We start from the raw sequence: 20,965 nt of genomic DNA, 5'->3' as shown, positions 1-20,965 counted from the left end.
AAGCCACTTGATACTCTTCTGGCGACGAAGCGACACTTCTCCGCCGGATTGCTGTATGACGGGGCGGCGGCGAATCACTGCCTTACATCGCATAGTCCGGTAGTTCTATGTCGTCGCGGAACTCACGCTGGATGATCCAGTCAGCAAGCGGGGGGACAACCAGTAGTTTGCTTGCCTGGTTACGTGTCCAAAGCCCAAGCGATGTCTTGGGCGCGAACGTAGATGCGAAGTTCCGAGCGGAGCGCTGCTTGCCCGCGATCAGTGGTCGCAACAGTTGCTCGTAGCGCTGAAACGCCACGCGGTGGTCGCCGCGGGCTGCATTGAGCTCGCCGGCAAGCACGTAGGCCTGCAGCATCGCAAGCCCGGTGCCCTCACCGGCTAACAGTGACACACAGCAGGCAGCGTCGCCGATCAACGCAACGCGGCCCTTCGACCAACAGTCCATGGTGATCTGACTGACCCGATCGAAGTACACGTCGTCGGCTTGATCCAGTTGTGACATGATTTGTGGGCATTCCCACCCGACGCCGTCGAACGCTTGGCGCAGAACAACTTTGGTGTCGTCGAGATCTTTCGGGTCTGCGCTGCATTCGTCATCGTCGGCGTAGACGAGCAGAAACAGTGTCCGGTCATCTCGCAGCGCAAACCTTGCCACCATGTGCCCGGGCTCGGTGTAGGCCACATAGACGAGCTCATCGCGCGGTCGGTAGCCCTGGGCCTCGAACGCCGCGACCCGGTAGCCGATGTCGGTCTGGAATTTCGCGTTCGGACCGAAAACCAGAGCACGTACCGGCGAATGGATGCCGCCAGCGCCGATCACCAAATCGAAGCGACGGCATTGTCCGTGCTCGAAAGTGACCTGCGCGCCGCTACCGTCTTGCTCGATATCGGCGATACTGTCGTTGAAAACGGTCTCTACGTGGCCGTCGATGGCCCCATAGATCAGTGCCGCGAGATCACCACGCCGCAAACTGGTAAACCGACCGCTGAAACTGCGCCGGAAGCTCGCAACCGGGAACCCGCCCACCTTGCGGCCGCTGCGATTGATCAGACGCACTTCCTGAACCGCATACCCTGCATCCTGCAGGGCAGGAGCTAAACCCATCCGCTCCGCGACCGCATAACCCGCTCCCCAGAAATCGATCAGGTAACCTCCGGTCCGAAGCTGGGGGGCTTTCTCGATCAACGTCGGTTCGTGGCCACTGCGCCGCAGCCAATAGGCCAACGTAGGTCCGGCGATTCCGGCACCGCTAATTGCAACCTTCATATTCCTCTCCATTACCCGGACACGAATTTTGCGGCTGCACTCAAACCCGCTGTGAAACTCGTTTCCGCGCGAGTGCTTCGTGCTCCTCGGTAAGCGCTGCCGGGGGTCGACGCACGTACCTCGTCCACGTCACGATGGCGGCGATGACGTAGAACGCCAAGAAGATCCAATACGCGGGCGTGTCCGTGCCAGTGATGAGGTAGGACTGACGCAACGCCAGGTTGATTCCAACCCCGCCGAGTGCGCCGAATGCCGCGACGAACCCGATCACCGCCCCCGAGGTGGCTTCCGACCAATGACGACGTTCGGCCTCGCTGACGTTCAGTAGATGGCTGCGCGCGTCGAAGACCGACGGAATCATCTTGTAGACAGCACCGTTGCCGAAGCCAGACAGCACGAAAAGCACCATGAAGCCGCCGATGTAGCCCACGGCCGTTATCGTCGTCGGCCCCGGGGTGTGGTCGTCGAGGGTGCTGATGCCGACAAGAAGGGCGGTGGCCACCCCCATGGCGGCGAACACCGCCAAGGCGACGCGACTGCCGCCGACACGGTCGGCGAGCCTGCCGCCATAAATTCGGGCCAGCGATCCCAACGCCGGCCCGATGAATGCGAACTCGGCGGCATGCAATGCCGCTTGGGCGTGAGTCTGCCCGGCGGATTCGAAGTTCACTTGCAGCACAAGGCCAAACGCGAACGAGAATCCGATCCACGACCCGAACGTGCCAAGGTAAAGCAACGCCAGCAGCCAAGTGTCACGCTGGGAGAGGATTGCGCTTAAGTGGCCCACCCGTGTCGGATGTTCCAGGTTGTCCATGAAGTACGCGGCCCCGAACGCGACGACGGTCAGTAGCACGAGATAAAGCCCGCACACCCAATAGGGTTGACGGTGGCCTGCAATAGCGATCACAAGCAGCCCAACCAGCTGGATTGCCGGTACCCCGAGATTGCCGGCTCCAGCGTTGAATCCCAGGGCCGAGCCCTTGAGCCGATGCGGGTAGAAGGAGTTGGTGTTGGTCATCGACGCGGCGTAGTTGGCGCCGCCGCAGCCGGTGAGCGCGGCACAGACCAGATATGGCCACAGCGGCAGGCCCGGATGAGCCAGCATGAGGATCGCGCCGACGGTGGGGATCAGCAGTATCAGTATTGAAAATACCGTCCAGTTCCGGCCGCCAAAGTGCGCGATTCCCAAGGAATATGGGATGCGCAGGCAGGCCGCGACGAAGGTGGCGGTGGCGCCGAGCAAGAATTTGTCGGCCGCCGAAAAGCCGTAGGCGCTGTGGGGCATGAACAACGCCATAACCGGCCAGAGCGTCCAAATGCCGAAGGCGACGTGGTCGCACGCGACGATCCAGAGCAGATTGCGACGGGCGATGGCCTTATTGCCGAGCTCCCATGTGGCCGCATCTTCGGGATCCCAGTTGGGGATGCGATGCCCGGAGGATGTTCTCAGGGTGCGGCTCATCGTCGTTGTGCGGTAACGAGTAGGTACTCCCATTGCATGACGCCGTTGTGAATGTATTGCTCGGCGAGTTCGACGAGTTGGGCGTCGAGAGTAGCGGCCAGCACGGGCTTGTTGCCGATGGTGCGATAGGCGTTGATCGTTGGGCCGTAATGAGTTTTGAAATAGTCGTGCACAGCCTGCGCGCTGGCGAAGCGGTCGACGGTCAACATGCCGCGCCGGGTAGTGACCTCGCTGACGCGGTCGCCGAGCAACCCCACGGCGTAGTCTTCGCGTCCCCACAGTGACGCTGGCGGCACCCCGGGCGCCAGGGTGGGCCGATACGGTCGGATGGTGTTGAGCATCTGGCCGAAGAATCCCTCGTAGGTCCAACTGAGCACGCCGATGGTGCCACCTGAGCGACAGACGCGGACCAGTTCGTCGGCCGCACGTTGATGGTGTGGCGCGAACATCACACCGATTGCGGAGATCACGATGTCGAACTCGCCGTCCGCGAACGGCAGAAGTTCGGCATTCGCTTCACACCACTGCAGCGTCACGCCGTGTTGTGCAGCCCGGGCCTGAGAGCGCAATAGCAGTTCGGGGGTGAGGTCGCTGGAGACAACGCTGGCACCGGTCTTGGCAGCCGGGATTGAGATGTTGCCCGAACCTGCGGCGACGTCGAGCACGCGATCACCTGGGCCGATGCCGGTGGCCTCCACGAGCACCGGGCCCAGCGGAGCCATCACATCCTCGGCCATCAACGCGTAGTCGCCCAGCGCCCACACGGCTTGGGCAGTGGTCACCAGCGCTGGTCTGCCGGTAGGGGTATCGATGGTCATCACGACCTCCTCAGTTAGGAGAAAGCGCTGCGAGCTGCGACGTCGTTGTCGGCGGGGCGCATCAAAAGCTGATGCGGACGATAGTAGCAGTAGGCAATAATTGATGTCTATTATAATTGAGGTCTGCTACGATGTTCAGGCCGCCACTGACACCGCCGACCGGCTCGGACAAGGGGAGCGCCGATGCCTACCGAACCCGCCACGGCAACCGATGAGTCTCTCGATGCCATCACCGACGCGCTGCTGACCGCCTCCCGCTTGCTGGTGGCTATCTCGGCGCACTCGATCGCTGAAGTCGACGAGACCATCACGATTCCGCAGTTTCGAACCCTGGTGATCTTGTCCAACCGCGGTCCGATGAACCTGGCCACCCTGGCCGGACTGCTCGGGGTGCAACCGTCGGCCACTGGGCGCATGGTTGACCGGCTCGTCGGCGCCGGACTCATCGACCGGCTGCCGCATCCGACGTCGCGGCGCGAGCTTCTGGCCGCACTCACTAATCGCGGGCGTCAAGTGGTGCAACAGGTCACAGCGCACCGGCGCGTTCAGATAGCCAGCATCGTGGAAAAGATGCCACCACCGGAACGCCGCGGGCTGGTACGCGCTCTCACAGCGTTTACCGCCGCTGGCGGCGAACCCGCCGCAAACCTCGAGGACATCGACACCTGAGCCAAGAGCTCATGCGTCGCGGGATTGCGAAACAGCCCAAGGCTCAAGCGATTTCGTGGGTCGTCGGGGATAGGCTAATCGGCCTGCATTGGATCAATGTTCGGTGGCAGCGGCCCGTAGCCGCTCGGCCCTGGCGGTTTCGCGGTTGAGGCGCTGCGCATGGTAGATCGACACTTTGGTGTGATACATCAGCAATGACGCAATCCCGACTGCGATGATTGCTCCGGGCACCACGGAGAACGACCCGGTCATCTCGGCCACCATGATCAAAAGTGCTAGCGGTGCGTGGGAGACGCTGCCGAAACACGCCATCATCCCGACCACCACAAAGATGCCCGGACCGTCGGGCACTCCCGGAAGGTGGAACAACTCGCCCAGCCGCCAGATCGCCGCTCCCACGAATGCCCCGATCACAATTCCGGGCCCGAAGATTCCCCCCGAGCCGCCGGTGCCGATCGACAGCGATGTGGCGACGATTTTGGCGATCGGAAGGACCAGCACGATCCACAGCGGAATCGCCATCAGCGTCTCCTTGCTGCTGGCCAGCTGCACCCAGCCGTAGCCACTGCTGAGGATCTGTGGAATCGCCAAGGCCAACAGGCCAACCAGCAGCCCGCCGATAGTGGGTTTGAGCACCGCGCCGCCGGGGAGTCGAGCGGTCAGCGTCACGGTCGCGTAGAAGAAACGGGCATACAGGTAGCCGACAGCTGCCGCGACAAGACCCAGTACGACGAACCACAGCAGCGGCCAGGCGCTTTCGAAGCGGTATTCGGCGTCGATGTAACCGAACATCGGGGCGAAGCCCAGAAACGAGCCAAACACGGCATAAGCCGTTGCGGAGGTGATGAAACCGGGATAGAGCGTGCCGTACTCGAAGTCGTCACGATAGACGATCCCGGCCGCCAGGACGGCACCGCCGAGCGGCGCGCCGAAAATGGCGCCGATGCCCGCGCCGACGCCCAGCGACACCAGGATCCGGCCATCCGCGTCGGACAGGCCGAGCCGTCGGGTCAGCAGTGACGCGAAGCCGGCCGAAATTTGAGCGGTCGGACCTTCACGACCACCCGACCCGCCCGAGCCGATGGTTAGCGCACTGGCGACCATCTTCACCAAAACAACCCGTCCCCGGATATGGCGCGGATCGCTGTGCACAGCTTCGATCGCACTATCTGTCCCGTGGCCCGTCGCTTCAGGGGCAAACCCGGCCACGATCAACGCCGACGCCAGCGCACCCGCCGTCGTCACCAACGGAATCGCCCAGGGCCTCACGTAGCTAGCCGACCCAGCACTGCCGCCGTCCACGAGGGGGGTGGGAACGTGGTAACCGGCCAAATAGCCCAACAGAAATTCACCGGTGTACTTCAGCGCCATGTAGAAGGCGACCGCGCCGAGGCCGGCGATGACACCGACCATGACGCCGAGCAAGAGCCATTTGTACAGATATTCGAGATTGCCCACGAAGCGGCCGAATGGGCCGCCGCCGCGGTCGGTGTCATCCGCCTCCGGCATGCCCGCGACGCTAGCAGTGCCGACCCAAAGACGTCGCTCGCTCGATGCGTCAGGTCGCGGCAACGCCACCGACTGGCTAAGCAGTTTCAGCGATTGCTCCATTGCGGACAAATGGTTGATGTGCTCGCTGCCCAGCATGCGAGTGGCCCGACTATGCGTAGGGAGTAGGGCTGCCATTCCGAATGGGCCGAAACTGCTTCACAATTGAGGTCAATCTCGTCGCCATGTTGGCGGTCGTCAGGGTTCGATCAGGCCGGTTCTGATCGCGTACCGGGTTAGTGCCAAGCGGTCACGCAGACCTAACTTCTGCAGGGTGTTTGTCCGGTGCCGGTCCACCGTCTTGGCACTGATGCCAAGAGTATTCGCGATTTCTCGGGCTGAGTAACCCTCGGCGATTAGTTTCACCACCTCCTCCTCGCGTGGCGTCAAAATGGTGTCGGGCAACGCCTCTCCTTGCTGCACCCGGCGCAGATATTCCCGGATCAGCGCGGTCACCGCCCCGGCATACAGAAAAGGTTCACCGCGCAAGGTCGCCCGGCAAGCCTCGATGAGGTCGCGGTCGGCCACGGATTTGAGAACGTAACCGGACGCACCGACCCTGAGCGCTTCGAAGAGGTACTGCTCGCTGTCGTACATCGACAGGATCAGCGTCCGCACATGGGGATGCCTGCGATTGATCTCTCGTGCAGCCTGCAGCCCGGTCATCCGCGGCATCGCGATGTCGAGGACGGCCAGGTCTACCGGGATGCCATCGAGGGCCGCGAGAGCCTCGCCCCCATCGGCGGCCTCGGCAACTACACATAGGTCGGGCTCGGCGTCCAGGATCATTCTTAGGCCGCTTCGCACGAGCGCATGATCGTCGGCAAGGAGGATACGCGCCGGCTGCGACACCATCACTGGCTCCGAGCGATCGATCCTAGCGGCACGACAAGTCTGACTTCGGTCCCCTCGTTGCTCGGCGAGCTGATCGTCAGGGTGGCATTCACCAGCAGAGCGCGCTCACGCATACCGCTGATCCCTGCGCCCTCGGAGATCGCTCCGCCCCTGCCGTTGTCGGCGATCCGCAGCGTGAGTTTTTCCGGGGTGGCATGGAAGTCCAACCAGGCTTTGTGGGCGCTGGAATGGCGGGCGACGTTGGTCAAGCTCTCCTGGGCGATGCGATAGCAGACCAATTCAACATCGGGCTTGAGCCGGTCCGCTTGCGGGGCAATGTGTTTGACGACACCGATGCCACTCGCTTGGGCGAACTCATTGCATAGCGCATGCAGCGCGCTCGGCAACCCAAGGTCTTCAAGCGCATCCGGCCGTAGCCTGCGGGCGATGCCACGCACCTCATCGAGGCTGGCGCGCACGGTTTCCTGGGTGTTCTCGAGGTCGCTGAGTAGCCCAGAGGGCGCGCGGTCAATGGCTCGCTTGAGGTTGAGCAGCGCGACGGTGAGGGTTTGGCCGATCTCGTCGTGCAACTCCCGAGCGATCCGTTCACGCTCGTTCTCCTGCGCGGCCAGCGCCGCCGCGCTCGCGGAAGTCCGTTCTGATTCGAGCCGGTCCAGCATGGCGTTGAAGGACGTGATGAGTTGATGTAGATCGCGATCACCTCGGTCATGCATGCGGTCGCTGCGCCGCGGCGGATCGACCCGCCGCATTGACGCGGCGAGTCGATCCAGGGGGGCGAGCTTCGACCGCAGCAGTAGCGCGTTGGCGGTCAGCATCACCGCTAATCCGATCCCGAGTACCGGGATCTCCGCCAGCTTGATGGGCTTCGACACGGTCGCCGGCGACATGACGAGGACCAACGTGCCGAGGGTAAAGATCAGACCGTTGATCAAAACGACCCACCGGAACAGGCCGCCTGCCGGGATTCTCGTTCGTCGCCGCAGCTCGTCCATGACGGCTGCCCAGCGCTTCATACCACCAGCCTGATCCGGGTTGCAGCGGTTTGTCCATACAGGTCCGATCCCCTCGCAAATGGGTGTCAGACGCGATACCGATCGGCCTGTCGACCATCGAGACTGGTGTGCGTAACAAGGATGAAACATTTACGAAACAATGAGGAAATTAGCGCAACGGGCAGTTATCGGCGTCGCCAGTGCGCTGGTGATCACGGGCATCGTTGGCGGTACCGACCTGCTTGGACAAGCCCGCGCGGACGACATGCAGCGCGCTGCCTACGTGACGGATCCATGGCCGCCGCAGGAGGAGCCGCCCCGGGCGGATCCGCCTCCCAGCATTCTGACTATTTGCCGGCCAGCGGGGATGTTTGGGCAACACTGTTTTCAGCGGATCGTGCCATGAATCCGCAGGAGCCCCGGCACCTCATACCATCAGCCTGATTCGGGTGGCCGCGGTTCGTCTATACGGGTTCCATCCCCTCGCAAATGGGTGTCAGACGCGATAGTGATTGGCCGGTTGGCGACCGAGACTTGCGTTATGTGCGCAGGAGGGTCGAGCGATACCGATCGGACGCGTGAAGTGGCAGTGACGTCCGCAATTACTACGGACACAAACCAAATGGACCTGGACCGCATTACTCACCCGTTGAGGGTGGCCAAAGGCTCGCATCGGCCAGGATCTGACCGGGGGTGTGCCATGAATGTCATCTCATATATCAACGGCGATGCGGAGATCACCGATTTTCCGTCGTGCTCGGCCCGCCCTCTGGCCGCATTTGTTCAGTGGTGCAACGACTTGTTAGCCGGGCAGGACGGCTACCTGTCATCCGACGACAGCCTGCTGGTGCTCGAACTCGGCTGGCAGACCATGGGGACGGCAGATGCTTCCCGTGCTGTAGTCCACGCGTGGGTGGCCGAACTGCTGACCAGTCCCATATGGGGCGTTGTCGAATACGCCAAAAACATTGCTATCAAAATAACTTTCGATATCGCCGACTTGCACCGCATGGTCGCAGCAGGCGACACGCCGCCTATCACCGCGTGGTACAGCGCCGACCGCGCCGGACGCGCCGCCGCTCGCGCATACAGCCCGACGCTAAACGCGGCGGGGCTTTATGCCGTCCGCGCCGCTTACCAGTCGACCGCGATCGGGGCCACCGCCCACTCGGCACGGCTAGACGCCGTCACTGGCAACGTCCTTCGCGCCCACGCTCTGGGGGCCGGTAGCACCGCGGCCACCCGCGCCGTGCGGCTCACCCGGCACGCGATCGACTCGTGGCGTCATCTGACTCGGGTCGGACAGTCCGAGGACATCAACCTGGTGCCGCTCGACCGCGCCACGCAACGCAGAGAGGTACCCGCATAAAGAGGCCTCAGCCTGGACACAGGCATCATCATCCAGGTTATCGACGCCGGCGTACTGCAAATAGGTCGTCGACAACTCCGATGATTTCGTCGCCTCCCGACCTCGGGCCCGTAACGCACGCTGCACATTTCGGCCCTCGACAGCAGAACCGAACCCGTCGACGAAGTCGACGCCCGGTGGACCAACACCGTCACCACCCTCTGCTGAGGCGCACAACGCAACCGCGACAATCGCCGATTCCGGTCCGCTGACCGGACGGAGGACGTGTCAACCCAACAGCCGCAGCGAATCGCAGATAGCGAGACGGCGATGACCTGGATGTGGTTAGACGACAGGCATTTTCCTTGATCAATATCACTGCCCGGGTGAGCTTGTCCGATCGGTTCACAGGCACCTTGACTCCAGAAACAGCGCAGCGACATCTATTGAGAGAGGAGAGGAATCGATGTCGCGATTAGACACATCGAAGATGTTGAGTATCTACGATCGGATCGGTGGCCATGAAGCCCTTGAGCTCGTCGTAGACGACTTCTATGCCCGGGTGCTTGCCGATGATCACCTGTCGGGCTTCTTCACCGGGACGAATGTGAATCGCCTGAAGGGCCGCCAAGTCGAATTTCTTGCAGCCGCTCTCGGTGGGCCGGGACCGTATACCGGTGCTTCGCTGAGGCAGGTGCATCAAGGCCGTGGAATCACCATGCGCCACTTCAATCTGGTGGCTGGACACCTCACCGACTCGCTGCGTGCGGCTGGAGTCCCGTCCGAGACAGTCACTGACATACTCGGTGTCATTGCACCGCTAGCGGACGACATCGTATCCGGGAACACTGTCGCGGCGAAGGGCTGAAGTCGCCCGGGTGTTAGAGCTATCAAGGGCTGTGGATCGAAGCAAGCGATGGATTCACATGCCGAAGTGCGTGCGTTGCAGCGCCGCAACGGCTTCCGGCGGTCCGCTCACTTCGACTTGCGCAGCAGCTTGGCGCCCAAAGACGTATAGCAGGAGTTCGCCTGGCGGGCCGCTGAGTCGAGCCGTCGGTTCGCCTGGATGAACCGTCACCCGCTCGTTGGTTCCGCCCCACTCAATCTCAAGGCCGCATGCGTGAAGCCGCCGACTCAGATAGCGGCTGCCGCGACGAACGTTTCGCCACAAGGCAGCATTCATTGCGGGCGTGAGGCTACGGGGCCCTTGTCCATTGGCTCTGCGGACGTCCTCGTGATGAACAAAGAACTCGTTGAGATTCGCCAACGCGCGGACCCATCCGATGCGGAAGAGCCCGATGGGAGGACCAGACCGAATCCGCGCGACGAGCCACGTGAAGTCTTTGCTCTGGGCCAATCTGATCCTTTGCCGCTCGGCGAACCGCTGGAAGGGGCGGGGTAGCACGATGCAAGGGCCAGCGATGAAATCGCGTTCTCGCAACACGATGTGGGCGGCGAGGTCGTGAGCAGTCCAGCCCTCGAGCAGCGTGGGAGCGGACGGGCCGCGCTCGTCGAGCAGATCACACAGTTCAAGGCGCTCCTGCGTGTCCAGCGGAACATCAGCCATGCCGCCCCTCCCCAAAAGCGGGGATCGTCACCGCTTCCACGCCAAGAATCGCATGACTGTGCGCGATGTTCAGCTCAATGCGAAGTAGCGCAGCCAGAGATAAATCGCCGAGAGCGCAATGGACATTGCCGTGACCACCGCGCCTTTGCGGGTGAATTCCCAAAAGGAGATGGGATTACCCGAACCCCGGGCTATTCCGAGCATTACGACATTCGCACTCGCCCCGACGGCGGTCAAGTTGCCGCCGAAGTCGGCACCCAGCGCCAACGCCCACCAGAGTGTGTCGGGCTCAACGGAACCCGGCATGACCGCGCCCAGCTCGGTGACGATCGGTGTCATCGTGGCGACGTAGGGAATGTTGTCGATAATGCCGGACACCGGTGCTGAGATGCCGAGGATCAGCATCACGGTTAATGATTCGCTACCGCCGGTCACCTCGGTTGCCGCCCGCGCCAGGTGGTCGATAATACCTGTCTTGGCCAGGGCCCCGACCATGATGAACAGTCCGGCGAAGAACAGCAGAGTGTCCCACTCGACGCTGGACACGTAGTCGGAACGCTCCAGCCCAGAGATCACGATGAGGATGCCCGCGCCCAGCAGTGCCACGACAGACGGCTCGATGTGCAGCACCCGATGGGCGATGAATGCGCAGAACACCAGCGTTAGGACGATGCCGCACTTGACCAGCAGCCCGTGGTCGCGGATGGCCTCGCGTTCGTCTAGCGACATGACATCGGCGACCCTCTCGGCATCGACGTCGAAAGACCCTCGGAACAAGATCGGTAACAGCGTGACGAAGACCGTCATCACAATGAGGACGATCGGTGCCATGTGTACGAGGAAGTCGTTGAATGTCAACCCTGCTCGGCTGGCGATGATGATGTTGGGCGGGTCGCCGACGAGTGTCGCCGCACCACCGATGTTGGATGCGAACGCTTCGGCCATTAGAAACGATGCGGGGTTGATCGCCAGCCGATCGCACACCAACAGGGTGACCGGTGCGATTAGCAACACCGTGGTGACGTTGTCCAACAAGGCCGACCCAAACGCCATCACCACCACCAGCAGGATCATGATGCGCAGCGGGGAGCCTTTGGCGCGTTTGGCGCACCAGATCGCGACGTATTCGAAGACGCCGGTCTGGCGCAGCACACTGACGATGATCATCATGCCCAGCAGTAAAAAGATGACGTCCCAGTCGATTCCGGTTCGATGCGAGTAGAAGACATCCTCGGACCGGATCACAGGCAGGGTGACCACGGCCGCTGCCCCCGCGAGCGCCACCAGTGTCTTGTTGATGCGATCGCTCGCGATAAGCGCATACGCGACCACGAACACCGTGACGGCGACGATGCTCATTGGCTGTCAAAGCTGTAGGCCATAGTGCTTCCGGTCGTACGACAGAGGCCGACCAGGCTTCCCGGTACACCGAATTGCCAACGTTATCAGCAACGGTCGGCAGGCGTGATGCGAGGAGAACGGTCAACGAATTGCAATCGGTTGGCGCCGTCAGCTCAACACGAAGTAGCGCAGCCAGAGGTAAACCGCGGTGAGCCCGAGCGAGACGGCGGTGACCAATGCGCCCTTACGGGTGAACTGCCAGAAGGAGATGGGATTGTCTGCGCGCCGGGCAATCCCGAGGATGACCACATTGGCGCTGGCCCCTACTGCGGTGAGGTTGCCACCTAAGCCGGTACCCATGGCAAGTGCCCACCACAATACGTCGGGATGGACGTGTCCGATCGTGGATGGGCCAAGTTCGGTGACGATCGGTGCCATCGTCGCGGCATACGGGACATTGTTGATGACGCCGCTGAACACCAGCGAGGCTCCGAGGATCAGCATGGTCGCCAACAACGCATTGCCGCCGGTCACCCCGGTCGCCAAGCGTGCCAACTCGTTGACGACGCCAGTCTTGACCAGGGCGCCGACCATGATGAACAGCCCGGCGAAGAACAGCAGCGAGTCCCATTCGACGCTGGACAGATAATCGGAACGCTCCTGTCCGGAGATCACGATCAGGATGCCGGCCCCCATCAGGGCCACTATGGACGGGTCCAGACGCAGTAGCGAGTGCGCGATGAAGGCTGCGAATACCAAGACGAGGACGACACCGCATTTGATGAGCAAGCCCGGATCGCGGATGGCCTCCCGCTCCTCCAGCGACATGACGTCGGCGACTCGCTCGGCGTCGACGGCGAACGCGCCCGGGAACAATCGCGGCAGGAGTGCGACCAAGACGCCGATGATGATGATCACGATCGGTGTCAGGTGCGCCAGGAAGTCGTTGAAAGTCAGGCCGGCTCGGCTCGCGATGATGATGTTGGGCGGGTCGCCGACCAGGGTCGCTGTGCCGCCGATGTTGGATGCGAATGCTTCTGCCATCAAAAACGGTGCCGCGTTGATGGCCAGCCGGTCACACACCAACAGCGTGACTGGCGCGATCAGCAGCACAGTGGTGACGTTGTCCAGCAGAGCCGATCCGACCGCGGTGACCAGCACCAGCAGGATCATGATCCGCAGTGGGGAGCCCTTGGCGCGTTTGGTGGCCCAGATCGAGATGTACTCGAAGACGCCGGTCTGGCGCAGCACGCTGACGATGATCATCATGCCCAGCAGCAGAAAGATGACGTCCCAGTCGATTCCGGTGTCGTGAGAAAAGAAGATGTCGGTGGACCTGATCACCGGCAAGCAGACCACGATCGCCGCGCCCGCCAGCGCCACGAGGGTCTTGTCGATACGTTCGTAGGCGATCAGTGCATAGGCGACCACGAACACCGTCACCGCGACGACGCTCATCGGCGCTCCGCCGCGATCAATGTTTCAGTGCCGCGTCGATCAGCCGCGACGCGGTGATCACGCCGCGCAGGTCGCCGTGTTTGACCACGGCGATCAGCGGACTTCTGCGCTGCGCCATGACTGCGGCAACCTCGATGATGGTGTCGTCTGCGTCCACCGGCGGGATGTTGAGCAGGTGGTCGGGGAGCACCTCCCGGACGGTTTTGCCGCCCAACTTATCCGCGGCGCGGTCTGCCATGGATTCGTTGAGCACGCCGGCCAGCGAGGGGTCGTCTTGGACGTAGCGCGGCAAGAGGAATCGGACGACCTGCGAAGCCGGTAAAACCGCATACGGCTTACCGGATGTATCGGTAACCAACAGCCCGGGCAAGCGGTGCTCGGCAAGCATCCGGGCAGCTTCGAGAGCATTGGAGTCGGTGGTCACGACGGGGAAGTCTTCGGCGATTTCCTCTGCGCGCATACGGCGACGATACGTTCTCGGTGCGGACGGTGCGCACCAGTGTTGGCACGAGACGATCCGGTCGTGCCTGCGTACACTGGCGGGATGCTTGAACAGATCCGCGGCCCCGCCGATCTGCAGCACCTTTCCCAACCGCAGCTACGCCAACTGGCTCACGAGATTCGCGGTTTTCTCATCCACAAGGTCGCTGCCACCGGCGGGCATCTGGGGCCCAACCTGGGCGTCGTCGAGCTGACGCTGGCGCTGCACCGGGTGTTCGACTCGCCGCATGATCCGATCATCTTCGACACCGGCCACCAGGCATACGTGCACAAGATGCTGACCGGCCGTGCCGCGGATTTCGAGAGCCTGCGTAAAAAGGGTGGACTGTCGGGCTATCCGTCGCGCGCCGAGAGTGAACACGACTGGGTGGAGTCCAGCCATGCCAGCGCCGCGCTGTCCTACGCCGACGGTTTGGCCAAGGCGTTCCAGCTGACCGGGCACCGCAACCGGCACGTGGTGGCGGTGGTTGGCGACGGCGCGCTCACCGGCGGCATGTGCTGGGAGGCGCTGAACAACATCGCCGCGGCCCGCCGCCCCGTGGTGATCGTGGTCAACGACAACGGGCGCAGCTACGCGCCCACCATCGGCGGCTTCGCCGACCACCTGGCCACGCTGCGGCTGCAGCCCACCTATGAGCAGCTGCTGCAAAAAGGACGCAGCGCGATGCGCGGCATGCCGATGATCGGCGAGCTGGTCTACCACTTCATGCACAGCGTCAAGGCCGGTGTCAAGGACGCCTTGTCGCCGCAGCTGCTGTTCACCGACCTGGGGCTGAAGTACGTGGGGCCGGTCGACGGTCACGACGAACAGGCGGTGGAGTCGGCACTGCGCAGCGCCCGCGGGTTCGGTGGCCCGGTGATCGTGCACGTCGCCACCCGCAAGGGCATGGGGTACGCGCCGGCCGAGGACGACGAGGCCGAGTTGATGCACTCCTGCGGCGTCATCGACCCGTCGACCGGGGTGGCCACCAAGGTGCCCGGGCCCAGCTGGACGGCGACGTTCTCCGAGGCGCTGATCGGCTACGCAGCCAAGCGCCGCGACATCGTCGCCATCACGGCGGCCATGCCGGGTCCGACCGGCCTGACCCCGTTCGGACAGCGCTTTCCGGATCGGTTGTTCGACGTCGGCATCGCCGAGCAACATGCCATGACGTCGGCGGCCGGGCTGGCCATGGGCGGGCTGCACCCGGTGGTGGCGATCTACTCGACGTTCCTCAACCGGGCGTTCGACCAGATCATGATGGACGTGGCGATGCACAAGCTGCCGGTCACCATGGTCCTCGACCGGGCCGGCATCACCGGCCCCGACGGCGCCAGCCACAACGGCATGTGGGACCTGTCGATGTTGGGCATCGTCCCGGGCCTGCGAGTGGCCGCGCCCCGCGATGCCACCCGACTGCGCGAGGAGCTCGGCGAGGCGCTCGACGTCGACGACGGCCCGACAGCGATTCGCTTCCCGAAAGGCGATGTGGGCGAAGACATTCCGGCCGTCGAGCGGCGTTCCGGTGTGGACGTGCTCGCGGTGCCGGGCGACGGGTTGAACCACGACGCGCTGCTGGTGGCGGTGGGAGCGTTCGCGTCGATGGCGCTCGCGGTGGCCCAGCGGCTACGCAAACAGGGCATCGGGGTGACGGTGATCGACCCGCGGTGGGTGTTGCCGGTTCCCGACGTGCTGGCCGAATTGGCGGTCACGCACAAGGTGGTCGTGACGTTGGAGGACAACGGCGTGGCCGGCGGTGTGGGCTCGGCGGTGTCAGCGGCGCTGCGGCGCGCAGAGGTCGACGTGCCGTGCCGCGACGTCGGGCTGCCGCAGCAGTTCTTCGACCACGCGTCGCGCAGTGAGGTGCTCACCGCCGCCGGGCTGACCGAGCAGGATGTGGCCCGCCAGATCACCGGCTGGGTCGCGGCGTTGGGTAACGCCGTTTCCGAGGCCGACATCCGCGAGCACCTGGACTGAACCCAGGGCGCGACCGGCTAACCCAGCGCCGCGGCCAGCACGGGGACCACCAGTTCGCGCTGCCACCGGCGCGCCTGCCCCGCCGCCAGAAACTGATCGACCGCCGTCGTCGGGTTCTCGGTCGGCTCCCAGTCCCAGCACAGCCGTCGCACCAGCTCGGGTGAGACCAGGTTCTCCACGGGCACCGACACCCGCTGCGACAACTCGCCCAGCGCGGTGCGGGCCGCGTTCAGTCGCGCCGCGGCCTCGGGTCTGCGCTTGTACCAGCGCGCCGGCAACGGTGGCCCGTTGGGTGCTTCGGCATCCTCCGCGGCGACGGGGTTCTCCCGGGCCGTCTGCAGCGCCGACAACCAGATCGACGCGTTTTGGCGCTGCCGTCGGCCCCCGAATATCGGGAGGGCGATCAGGTCGTCGACGGTCTTCGGATCGGCGACGGCGGCATCGATGATCGCCGAATCCGGCAGGATGCGCCCGGGTGCGATGTCGCGGCGTTGGGCGATGCGGTCCCTGGTGATCCACAGCTCGCGGACCGCGGCCAGGCCGCGCTGGTCACGCACCCGATGGATGCCCGATGTGCGCCGCCAGCGGTCCCGCCGGGTCGGCGGTGCCGCCACCACTCCCGCGGTCCGCAGATACTCGAATTCCTCTGCGGCCCAGCCGGTTTTACCCTGTTCGGCCAGCACGCCCGCGACCGCGTCACGCAGTTCGATGAGCACTTCCACGTCCAGGGCGGCATAGTTGAGCCACGCCGCCGGCAGCGGACGTTTGGACCAGTCAGCCGCCCCGTGGCCCTTGGCCAGGCCCAGACCGAGCAACCGGCGCACCTCGGCGGCCAGATTGACCCGGTCGAATCCGGCCAGCCGCCCGGCCAGCTCGGTGTCGTACAGCGCGGGCGGTCGCATGCCGACCTCGGCCAGGCACGGCAGATCCTGATCGGCGGCGTGCAGAATCCACTCGTCGTCGGTGAGCACTTCGGCCACCGGCCGCAGCACGGCCTGCGGGTCGCCCCCGTGGCTGACCGGGTCGATGAGCACCGTGCCCGCGCCGGCCCGCCGGATCTGGATCAGGTAGGCGCGGTTGGAGTACCGGAAGCCCGACGCCCGTTCGGCGTCCACCGCGAACGGCCCCTCGCCGCCGGCCAGCAACGCCGCGGCGGACTTGATCTCGTCGACACTGGTGGCGAGATCGGGTACGCCGTCGGCCGGACTGAGCAGCGGGGTGGGGTCCGGTTCCGTGCTGTCGGGCTCGTCGGGCACTGCCTGGGAAGGTTCGGGGCACATCTCAGGCGCGGGACCGCGAGCCCAGGTCGGTCACCCCGACCGGCGGCAGGCCCGCGGCGTGTTCGAGCACCTCGCAAAACGCCTCGACGTGTGTGCCGATGTCGGGGGTGGTCGCGGTCCAAGACGCCCGCAGCTCCAGCTGGTGGGCGCGCGGCGGTCCGGAGATGTCTCCGTAGCGCACCGAGGTGGTGGCGGTGACGGTGCCGCCGAGCGCGGTGACATGCTCGGCGCGCGCATCCAGGGCTTCGACCAGCCAGCTCCACGCCACTTCCGGCAGCAGCGGGTCGACGGCCTCGCTGGCATCGAGGTCGGCCTGGATGTAGGCGACCAGCCGCATGGTGCCGTCCCAGGCGTCGGCGCCATCGGGGTCGTAAAGCAGGATCAGCCGACCGAACGCTTCACCCTCCGGACCCCCCGCCCCATCCGGGGCGACGTCCACGTCGGGATGTTTGACTTCGGCACCCAGCGCGTGGCTGTACGGCGCGAGCCGCTGCGGCGGGCGGATCGGGCCCAGCTCGATCTCCGACCGCACGGTGGCAGCATTCATCGCCGCCACCGCCTCGCGGAACAGAACCGGTTCGGCGGAAGTCACAACCTGTGACGCTAGACCTAACCGCTGACAGGCGGTAACAGGCACGCCGCCGTCACGCCGGACCGGCGGAAAAGCGCGCCGGCCGCTTCTCGCGGTGCGCCGCCAGACCCTCCTGGACGTCGGGCCCGCTGAACGATAGAAACTCCAGGCCAAGGGAGGTTTCAAAGGCCGGCGCGAACATCCGATACCAGTGGTTGAGGCTGTGCTTGGTGAACCGGATCGCGCTCTGTGCCCCCTGCGCCAGGTCGCCGGCGATGCGGGTCGCGGTGGCCAGCACGTCGTCGTCGTCGACGCAGGTCGAGACCAGCCCGATCCGTTCGGCTTCCTCGCCGGACAGCGGCTCACAGGTGAGCAGGTAGTACTTCGCCTTGGCCATGCCGACCAGCAGCGGCCAGCAGATCGCAGCGTGGTCGCCGGCGGCCACCCCCAACTTGGTATGCCCGTCGATGATCTTGGCGTTGCGCCCGGCCACCGACACGTCGGCGAGCAATGCCACCACCAGCCCGGCGCCCACTGCGGCGCCGCGGATCGCCGAAACGACGGGTTTGTCGAAGTTGACCATGTTGAGCACCAGATCGCGGGCCTCGCGCATGATGCGCATCCGGTCGGGGAAGTCGCCCATCGTTTCCGCGATCAGGTCGAAGCTGCCGCCGGAGGAGAAGGCCCTGCCCTCACCGCGGACCAGGACGGCCCGCACGTCGGGGTCACGATTGATGGCCGGCCAGATGTCGGCGAGATCGCGGTGCATCTGCGGCCCGACGGAGTTCAGGCCCGGCGCGTCGAGGATCACTTGTAGAACCCCGTCGGAGCCGGGTTCGATTCGCAGACTTGGGAACTCGCCGTAGTCGACCGGAGGGTGCTGTACTGGCATACCGACGAGGTTACGCAGGCACGGTCAGGCGGCCCGCATCGGCCTTGACATCTCCGCGGACGATACGTTCGGCCAGCCGCGACGCCAGCGCCATGATCGTCAACGCCGGGTTGGCGCTGCCCTGGGTCGGGCACACCGATCCATCGACGAGAAATAGGTTAGGCACCGCCCAGGTCCGCTGGTCGGAGTTCACCACGCTGGTATCCGGGTCGCTGCCCATGCGTGCGCCACCGATCAGGTGGGCGAAGCGCTGGATGGTCAGCACGTCCTGGGCGTCGGCCGCATGCAAGATGTTGGTGATCACCTTGGTGGAGTACTCCATGTTGGCCTTGTCGTTGTCCGACAGCGAGTAGTCGAACCGGGCGACCGGAATCCCGTAGGGGTCGGTCTCGTCGGCCAGGGTCACCCGGTTCTCCGGGTGCGGAAGCAACTCGTTGAGCACCCCGATGGTGGACCAGTGGTTGTAGTCACGCATGTATTCGCGCAGCGCCGCACCCCAGTGTCCGTCGGCCAGCACATGCTCGGCCCAGCCGATCGGCATCGGCGACACCGTCTGGATGGAGAAGCCGCGCGCGAAGCCCCGGTCCGGGTCGGTTTCGTAGAACTGCTCCGAGGAAATCTCCGGTGGCGGCGCCTTGTACATCCGCATTTCGTCGGGCCAGCGGCCGGCGGTCTGCGAGGCACCCTGCACCATCACATAGCGGCCGACCTGGTCGTTGTTGTTGCACAACCCTTTCGGGAACCGTGGACTGCTTGAGTTCAACAGCAGCCGCGGCGTTTCGATCGAATAGCACGCCACCGCAACCACTTTGGCACGCTGGCAGCGCTCAGTAGAGCTGTCCTCAGCGAAATACGTGACGCCGCGGGCATTTCCGGCCTCGTCAAGCTCGACCCGGCTGGCCATGCAGTTTGCCCGAATCTCGACACCGTGAGCCAGCGCGTCGGGGAGATGTGTGACATAGGGGCTGGCCTTGGCGTTCACCTTGCAGCCCTGCAGGCAGTAGCCGCGGTAGATGCAGTGCGGCCGGTTGCCGAACGTGCCGTTGACGATTCCTACCGGTCCCACTCGCATCTCGATGCCGAGGTTGATCGCGCCTTCCCAGAGTTTCATCGCCGCACCCGAGACCGGATGCGGCGCATGCGGATAGCGGTGCGGATCGCCCCACGGCCAGTCCTGACCGGCGACGGGCAGCTCGGCTTCCAGGAGCTCGTAGTGGGGCCGCAGGTCGGCATAGCTGATCGGCCAGTCGGCGCCCACCCGGTCACGGGTGAACGTTTCGAAGTCGCTGGGATGGAATCGCGGTGTGTAGCCGGCGTAGTGGATCATCGATCCGCCTACGCCGCGCCCGGAGTTGTTCTTGCCCAGCTCTTGCGGATCCGAGCCGCCGATGATCCGCTTCTGGGTCCAGTACAGCTGATGCGAACCGGCCTCGTCGGAGACCCAGTCCTCGTCGGGGTGCCAGAACGGACCTGCTTCCAGGATCACGATCCGCCAGCCGGCGCGGGCCAGCCGCTGCGCCAGCACCGAACCACCCGCGCCGGCGCCGACGATCACCAGGTCGACTTCCTCGTCGTCGTGGTAGCGGCGCATGGTGGCTTCGCCGGGTAGGTCGCGCGAATGCACGTCGAGCAAGAACCGCGAGTCGTTGTCGGGCGGCCCATATGCTCCCTTCAGCAGCCCGCGCCAGAAGTCACCCATCGATGTCTTCCTCTTCGATGGTCTTGACCGGGTCCTCGGACGTGGCTCCCGGCTTTTCGAACGGCTCGCGGATCCCGACACCGCCGAGCCGCATGAAGCCGCGGGGATAGGCCGGCCCGCCGAACCCGATCTCGTTCCACGCCCAGGGATGGCTGTAGAACGCGCTCAGCGCGCCCCGCATCACCACCGACCAGGCGCGCGAGACGTTCAACTTCTCCCAGCTGCCGCCGTACAGCTGGGCATCGGCGAACCGCTGCACGACCGATTCGCGGGTCTTGGCTTCGGCGGCGGCGAACGACTCCGCACCGGCGTCGCGCGCGGCCTCGTCCAGTCCGTTCAGCACCAGGCGCCAGGTGTCGCGGTCATCGGGCATGTCGGCGTACTGAAAGCCGTCCAGCCGCCCGTCGGCGAGCTTGGCGTCGACGAACTCGGCCACCGGGATCCGAGGTTCGCCGTCCTGAGCGAGCACGGTGTCGCAGAACGCGCGCAGCGTCGGCTCCTGCGCGGAGTCGAAGAACCGCAGCGGTCCGGGTTTCTCCAACCTGGCCAGCACCACTTTGCGGGTGGCCTCATCCCAGGTGTCGACCGTGGACAGCACGTCATAGTCGGGATAGCGGCCGATCATCTGCGGCGTGACGCCGCGGCGTTGGCGCGGCAGCCAGGACGGGTGCAGCGGCTTGCCGTCGGGCCGCAGGTTGGGCAGATGTTTGCCGCTGGCGATATCGGGCCGGTCGGGCATG

General features: G+C 64.6%; 19 protein-coding genes. 4 read left to right on the top strand and 15 right to left on the bottom strand.

Translation table 11 applies throughout. The features are described from left to right. Positions 1 to 82 precede the first annotated feature (82 nt). Genes AWC06_RS03925 through AWC06_RS03915 form a run of 3 tightly spaced genes read right to left on the bottom strand, consistent with a single transcriptional unit; the run spans position 83 to position 3,547 of the window. Positions 83 to 1,267, bottom strand: coding sequence for an FAD-binding domain (locus AWC06_RS03925; RefSeq protein WP_085194550.1), 1,185 nt, complete (start codon positions 1,265 to 1,267; stop codon positions 83 to 85). A gap of 40 nt (positions 1,268 to 1,307) precedes the next feature. Next, complete coding sequence (locus tag AWC06_RS03920; protein WP_085194548.1) at positions 1,308 to 2,729, bottom strand: MFS transporter; 1,422 nt, start codon at positions 2,727 to 2,729, stop codon at positions 1,308 to 1,310. Next, on the bottom strand, positions 2,726 to 3,547 hold the full coding sequence (locus AWC06_RS03915; RefSeq protein WP_085194625.1) for a class I SAM-dependent methyltransferase: 822 nt from the start codon (positions 3,545 to 3,547) through the stop codon (positions 2,726 to 2,728). Before AWC06_RS03915 ends, AWC06_RS03920 begins: the two co-directional genes overlap by 4 nt. 183 nt (positions 3,548 to 3,730) lie before the next feature. Here AWC06_RS03915 and AWC06_RS03910 point away from each other — a divergent pair, with 183 nt between their 5' ends. Then, a complete protein-coding gene (locus tag AWC06_RS03910) occupies positions 3,731 to 4,216 on the top strand; it encodes a MarR family winged helix-turn-helix transcriptional regulator (protein WP_085194546.1) in 486 nt (161 codons plus the stop codon). Between the two features lie 93 nt (positions 4,217 to 4,309). Here AWC06_RS03910 and AWC06_RS03905 read toward each other — a convergent pair whose 3' ends face one another. The 3 genes from AWC06_RS03905 to AWC06_RS03895 all read right to left on the bottom strand — a co-directional run bounded on the left by AWC06_RS03905 (position 4,310) and on the right by AWC06_RS03895 (position 7,632). Then, positions 4,310 to 5,725 (bottom strand): chloride channel protein, encoded by a 1,416-nt coding sequence (locus AWC06_RS03905; RefSeq protein WP_085194624.1) that lies wholly within the window; start codon positions 5,723 to 5,725, stop codon positions 4,310 to 4,312. 237 nt (positions 5,726 to 5,962) lie between these two features. Then, positions 5,963 to 6,619 carry a response regulator transcription factor gene (locus AWC06_RS03900; RefSeq protein ID WP_085194544.1) on the bottom strand — a complete coding sequence of 219 codons (657 nt, stop codon included), beginning with the start codon at positions 6,617 to 6,619 and terminating at the stop codon, positions 5,963 to 5,965. Continuing rightward, positions 6,619 to 7,632: a sensor histidine kinase gene (locus tag AWC06_RS03895; RefSeq protein ID WP_085194542.1), complete on the bottom strand. Its 1,014-nt coding sequence runs from the start codon at positions 7,630 to 7,632 to the stop codon at positions 6,619 to 6,621. Before AWC06_RS03895 ends, AWC06_RS03900 begins: the two co-directional genes overlap by 1 nt. Before the next feature lie 679 nt (positions 7,633 to 8,311). On the opposite strand from AWC06_RS03895, the gene AWC06_RS03890 reads away from it, so the two are divergent. Next, on the top strand, positions 8,312 to 8,980 hold the full coding sequence (locus tag AWC06_RS03890; RefSeq protein WP_085194540.1) for a hypothetical protein: 669 nt from the start codon (positions 8,312 to 8,314) through the stop codon (positions 8,978 to 8,980). A gap of 445 nt (positions 8,981 to 9,425) precedes the next feature. Then, positions 9,426 to 9,827, top strand: a complete 402-nt coding sequence (locus tag AWC06_RS03885) for a group I truncated hemoglobin (protein WP_085194538.1) — start codon at positions 9,426 to 9,428, stop codon at positions 9,825 to 9,827. Positions 9,828 to 9,881: 54 nt separating this feature from the next. Here the strand turns inward: AWC06_RS03885 and AWC06_RS03880 are convergent, their stop codons facing one another. From AWC06_RS03880 to AWC06_RS03865, 4 genes are all read right to left on the bottom strand, one after another. Beyond that, complete coding sequence (locus AWC06_RS03880; RefSeq protein ID WP_085194536.1) at positions 9,882 to 10,526, bottom strand: TIGR03085 family metal-binding protein; 645 nt, start codon at positions 10,524 to 10,526, stop codon at positions 9,882 to 9,884. Positions 10,527 to 10,595: 69 nt separating this feature from the next. Continuing rightward, entirely contained in the window at positions 10,596 to 11,885 is a 1,290-nt protein-coding gene (locus tag AWC06_RS03875; RefSeq protein ID WP_085194534.1) for an ArsB/NhaD family transporter, read from the bottom strand. A 150-nt stretch (positions 11,886 to 12,035) separates the two neighbouring features. Further along, complete coding sequence (locus AWC06_RS03870) at positions 12,036 to 13,325, bottom strand: ArsB/NhaD family transporter (RefSeq protein WP_085194532.1); 1,290 nt, start codon at positions 13,323 to 13,325, stop codon at positions 12,036 to 12,038. 16 nt (positions 13,326 to 13,341) lie between these two features. After that, positions 13,342 to 13,785, bottom strand: coding sequence for a CBS domain-containing protein (locus AWC06_RS03865; protein ID WP_085194530.1), 444 nt, complete (start codon positions 13,783 to 13,785; stop codon positions 13,342 to 13,344). An 84-nt stretch (positions 13,786 to 13,869) separates the two neighbouring features. Between AWC06_RS03865 and dxs the strand changes: the two genes are divergently transcribed. Beyond that, the gene (gene dxs, locus AWC06_RS03860; protein WP_085194528.1) at positions 13,870 to 15,783 is read left to right on the top strand and encodes a 1-deoxy-D-xylulose-5-phosphate synthase; all 1,914 of its coding nucleotides are present in this window, start codon (positions 13,870 to 13,872) and stop codon (positions 15,781 to 15,783) included. 17 nt (positions 15,784 to 15,800) lie between these two features. On the opposite strand, the gene AWC06_RS03855 is transcribed toward dxs, so the two are convergent. The 5 genes from AWC06_RS03855 to AWC06_RS03835 all read right to left on the bottom strand — a co-directional run bounded on the left by AWC06_RS03855 (position 15,801) and on the right by AWC06_RS03835 (position 20,964). Continuing rightward, positions 15,801 to 17,063 (bottom strand): HRDC domain-containing protein, encoded by a 1,263-nt coding sequence (locus tag AWC06_RS03855; RefSeq protein WP_085194526.1) that lies wholly within the window; start codon positions 17,061 to 17,063, stop codon positions 15,801 to 15,803. A 1-nt stretch (position 17,064) separates the two neighbouring features. Continuing rightward, positions 17,065 to 17,610 carry a DUF3000 domain-containing protein gene (locus AWC06_RS03850; RefSeq protein WP_244899011.1) on the bottom strand — a complete coding sequence of 182 codons (546 nt, stop codon included), beginning with the start codon at positions 17,608 to 17,610 and terminating at the stop codon, positions 17,065 to 17,067. Between the two features lie 97 nt (positions 17,611 to 17,707). Further along, entirely contained in the window at positions 17,708 to 18,526 is an 819-nt protein-coding gene (locus tag AWC06_RS03845) for an enoyl-CoA hydratase/isomerase family protein (protein ID WP_085194522.1), read from the bottom strand. Positions 18,527 to 18,536: 10 nt separating this feature from the next. Continuing rightward, on the bottom strand, positions 18,537 to 20,225 hold the full coding sequence (locus AWC06_RS03840) for a GMC family oxidoreductase (protein WP_085194520.1): 1,689 nt from the start codon (positions 20,223 to 20,225) through the stop codon (positions 18,537 to 18,539). Beyond that, entirely contained in the window at positions 20,218 to 20,964 is a 747-nt protein-coding gene (locus AWC06_RS03835; RefSeq protein ID WP_085194518.1) for a gluconate 2-dehydrogenase subunit 3 family protein, read from the bottom strand. The genes AWC06_RS03840 and AWC06_RS03835 overlap by 8 nt, the downstream gene beginning before the upstream one ends. Between the last annotated feature and the right edge of the window lies 1 nt (position 20,965).

It is taken from the genome of Mycobacterium fragae (assembly GCF_002102185.1).
Lineage (GTDB): Bacteria > Actinomycetota > Actinomycetes > Mycobacteriales > Mycobacteriaceae > Mycobacterium > Mycobacterium fragae.
Note: the sequence above shows the minus strand (reverse complement) of the source record. Positions and strands in the feature narration are given on the sequence as shown.

What these genes read in the sequence shown, in the direction of transcription:
- AWC06_RS03845 (WP_085194522.1), bottom strand. Translation starts at nt 18,526, where the DNA reads ATGCCAGTACAGCACCCTCCGGTCGACTACGGCGAGTTCCCAAGTCTG.
- AWC06_RS03915 (WP_085194625.1), bottom strand. Translation starts at nt 3,547, where the DNA reads ATGACCATCGATACCCCTACCGGCAGACCAGCGCTGGTGACCACTGCC.
- AWC06_RS03880 (WP_085194536.1), bottom strand. Translation starts at nt 10,526, where the DNA reads ATGGCTGATGTTCCGCTGGACACGCAGGAGCGCCTTGAACTGTGTGAT.
- AWC06_RS03895 (WP_085194542.1), bottom strand. Translation starts at nt 7,632, where the DNA reads ATGAAGCGCTGGGCAGCCGTCATGGACGAGCTGCGGCGACGAACGAGA.
- AWC06_RS03865 (WP_085194530.1), bottom strand. Translation starts at nt 13,785, where the DNA reads ATGCGCGCAGAGGAAATCGCCGAAGACTTCCCCGTCGTGACCACCGAC.
- AWC06_RS03885 (WP_085194538.1), top strand. Translation starts at nt 9,426, where the DNA reads ATGTCGCGATTAGACACATCGAAGATGTTGAGTATCTACGATCGGATC.
- AWC06_RS03905 (WP_085194624.1), bottom strand. Translation starts at nt 5,725, where the DNA reads ATGCCGGAGGCGGATGACACCGACCGCGGCGGCGGCCCATTCGGCCGC.
- AWC06_RS03900 (WP_085194544.1), bottom strand. Translation starts at nt 6,619, where the DNA reads ATGGTGTCGCAGCCGGCGCGTATCCTCCTTGCCGACGATCATGCGCTC.
- AWC06_RS03855 (WP_085194526.1), bottom strand. Translation starts at nt 17,063, where the DNA reads ATGTGCCCCGAACCTTCCCAGGCAGTGCCCGACGAGCCCGACAGCACG.
- AWC06_RS03920 (WP_085194548.1), bottom strand. Translation starts at nt 2,729, where the DNA reads ATGAGCCGCACCCTGAGAACATCCTCCGGGCATCGCATCCCCAACTGG.
- AWC06_RS03890 (WP_085194540.1), top strand. Translation starts at nt 8,312, where the DNA reads ATGAATGTCATCTCATATATCAACGGCGATGCGGAGATCACCGATTTT.
- AWC06_RS03925 (WP_085194550.1), bottom strand. Translation starts at nt 1,267, where the DNA reads ATGAAGGTTGCAATTAGCGGTGCCGGAATCGCCGGACCTACGTTGGCC.
- AWC06_RS03835 (WP_085194518.1), bottom strand. Translation starts at nt 20,964, where the DNA reads ATGCCCGACCGGCCCGATATCGCCAGCGGCAAACATCTGCCCAACCTG.
- AWC06_RS03850 (WP_244899011.1), bottom strand. Translation starts at nt 17,610, where the DNA reads ATGAATGCTGCCACCGTGCGGTCGGAGATCGAGCTGGGCCCGATCCGC.
- AWC06_RS03840 (WP_085194520.1), bottom strand. Translation starts at nt 20,225, where the DNA reads ATGGGTGACTTCTGGCGCGGGCTGCTGAAGGGAGCATATGGGCCGCCC.
- AWC06_RS03870 (WP_085194532.1), bottom strand. Translation starts at nt 13,325, where the DNA reads ATGAGCGTCGTCGCGGTGACGGTGTTCGTGGTCGCCTATGCACTGATC.
- AWC06_RS03910 (WP_085194546.1), top strand. Translation starts at nt 3,731, where the DNA reads ATGCCTACCGAACCCGCCACGGCAACCGATGAGTCTCTCGATGCCATC.
- dxs (WP_085194528.1), top strand. Translation starts at nt 13,870, where the DNA reads ATGCTTGAACAGATCCGCGGCCCCGCCGATCTGCAGCACCTTTCCCAA.
- AWC06_RS03875 (WP_085194534.1), bottom strand. Translation starts at nt 11,885, where the DNA reads ATGAGCATCGTCGCCGTCACGGTGTTCGTGGTCGCGTATGCGCTTATC.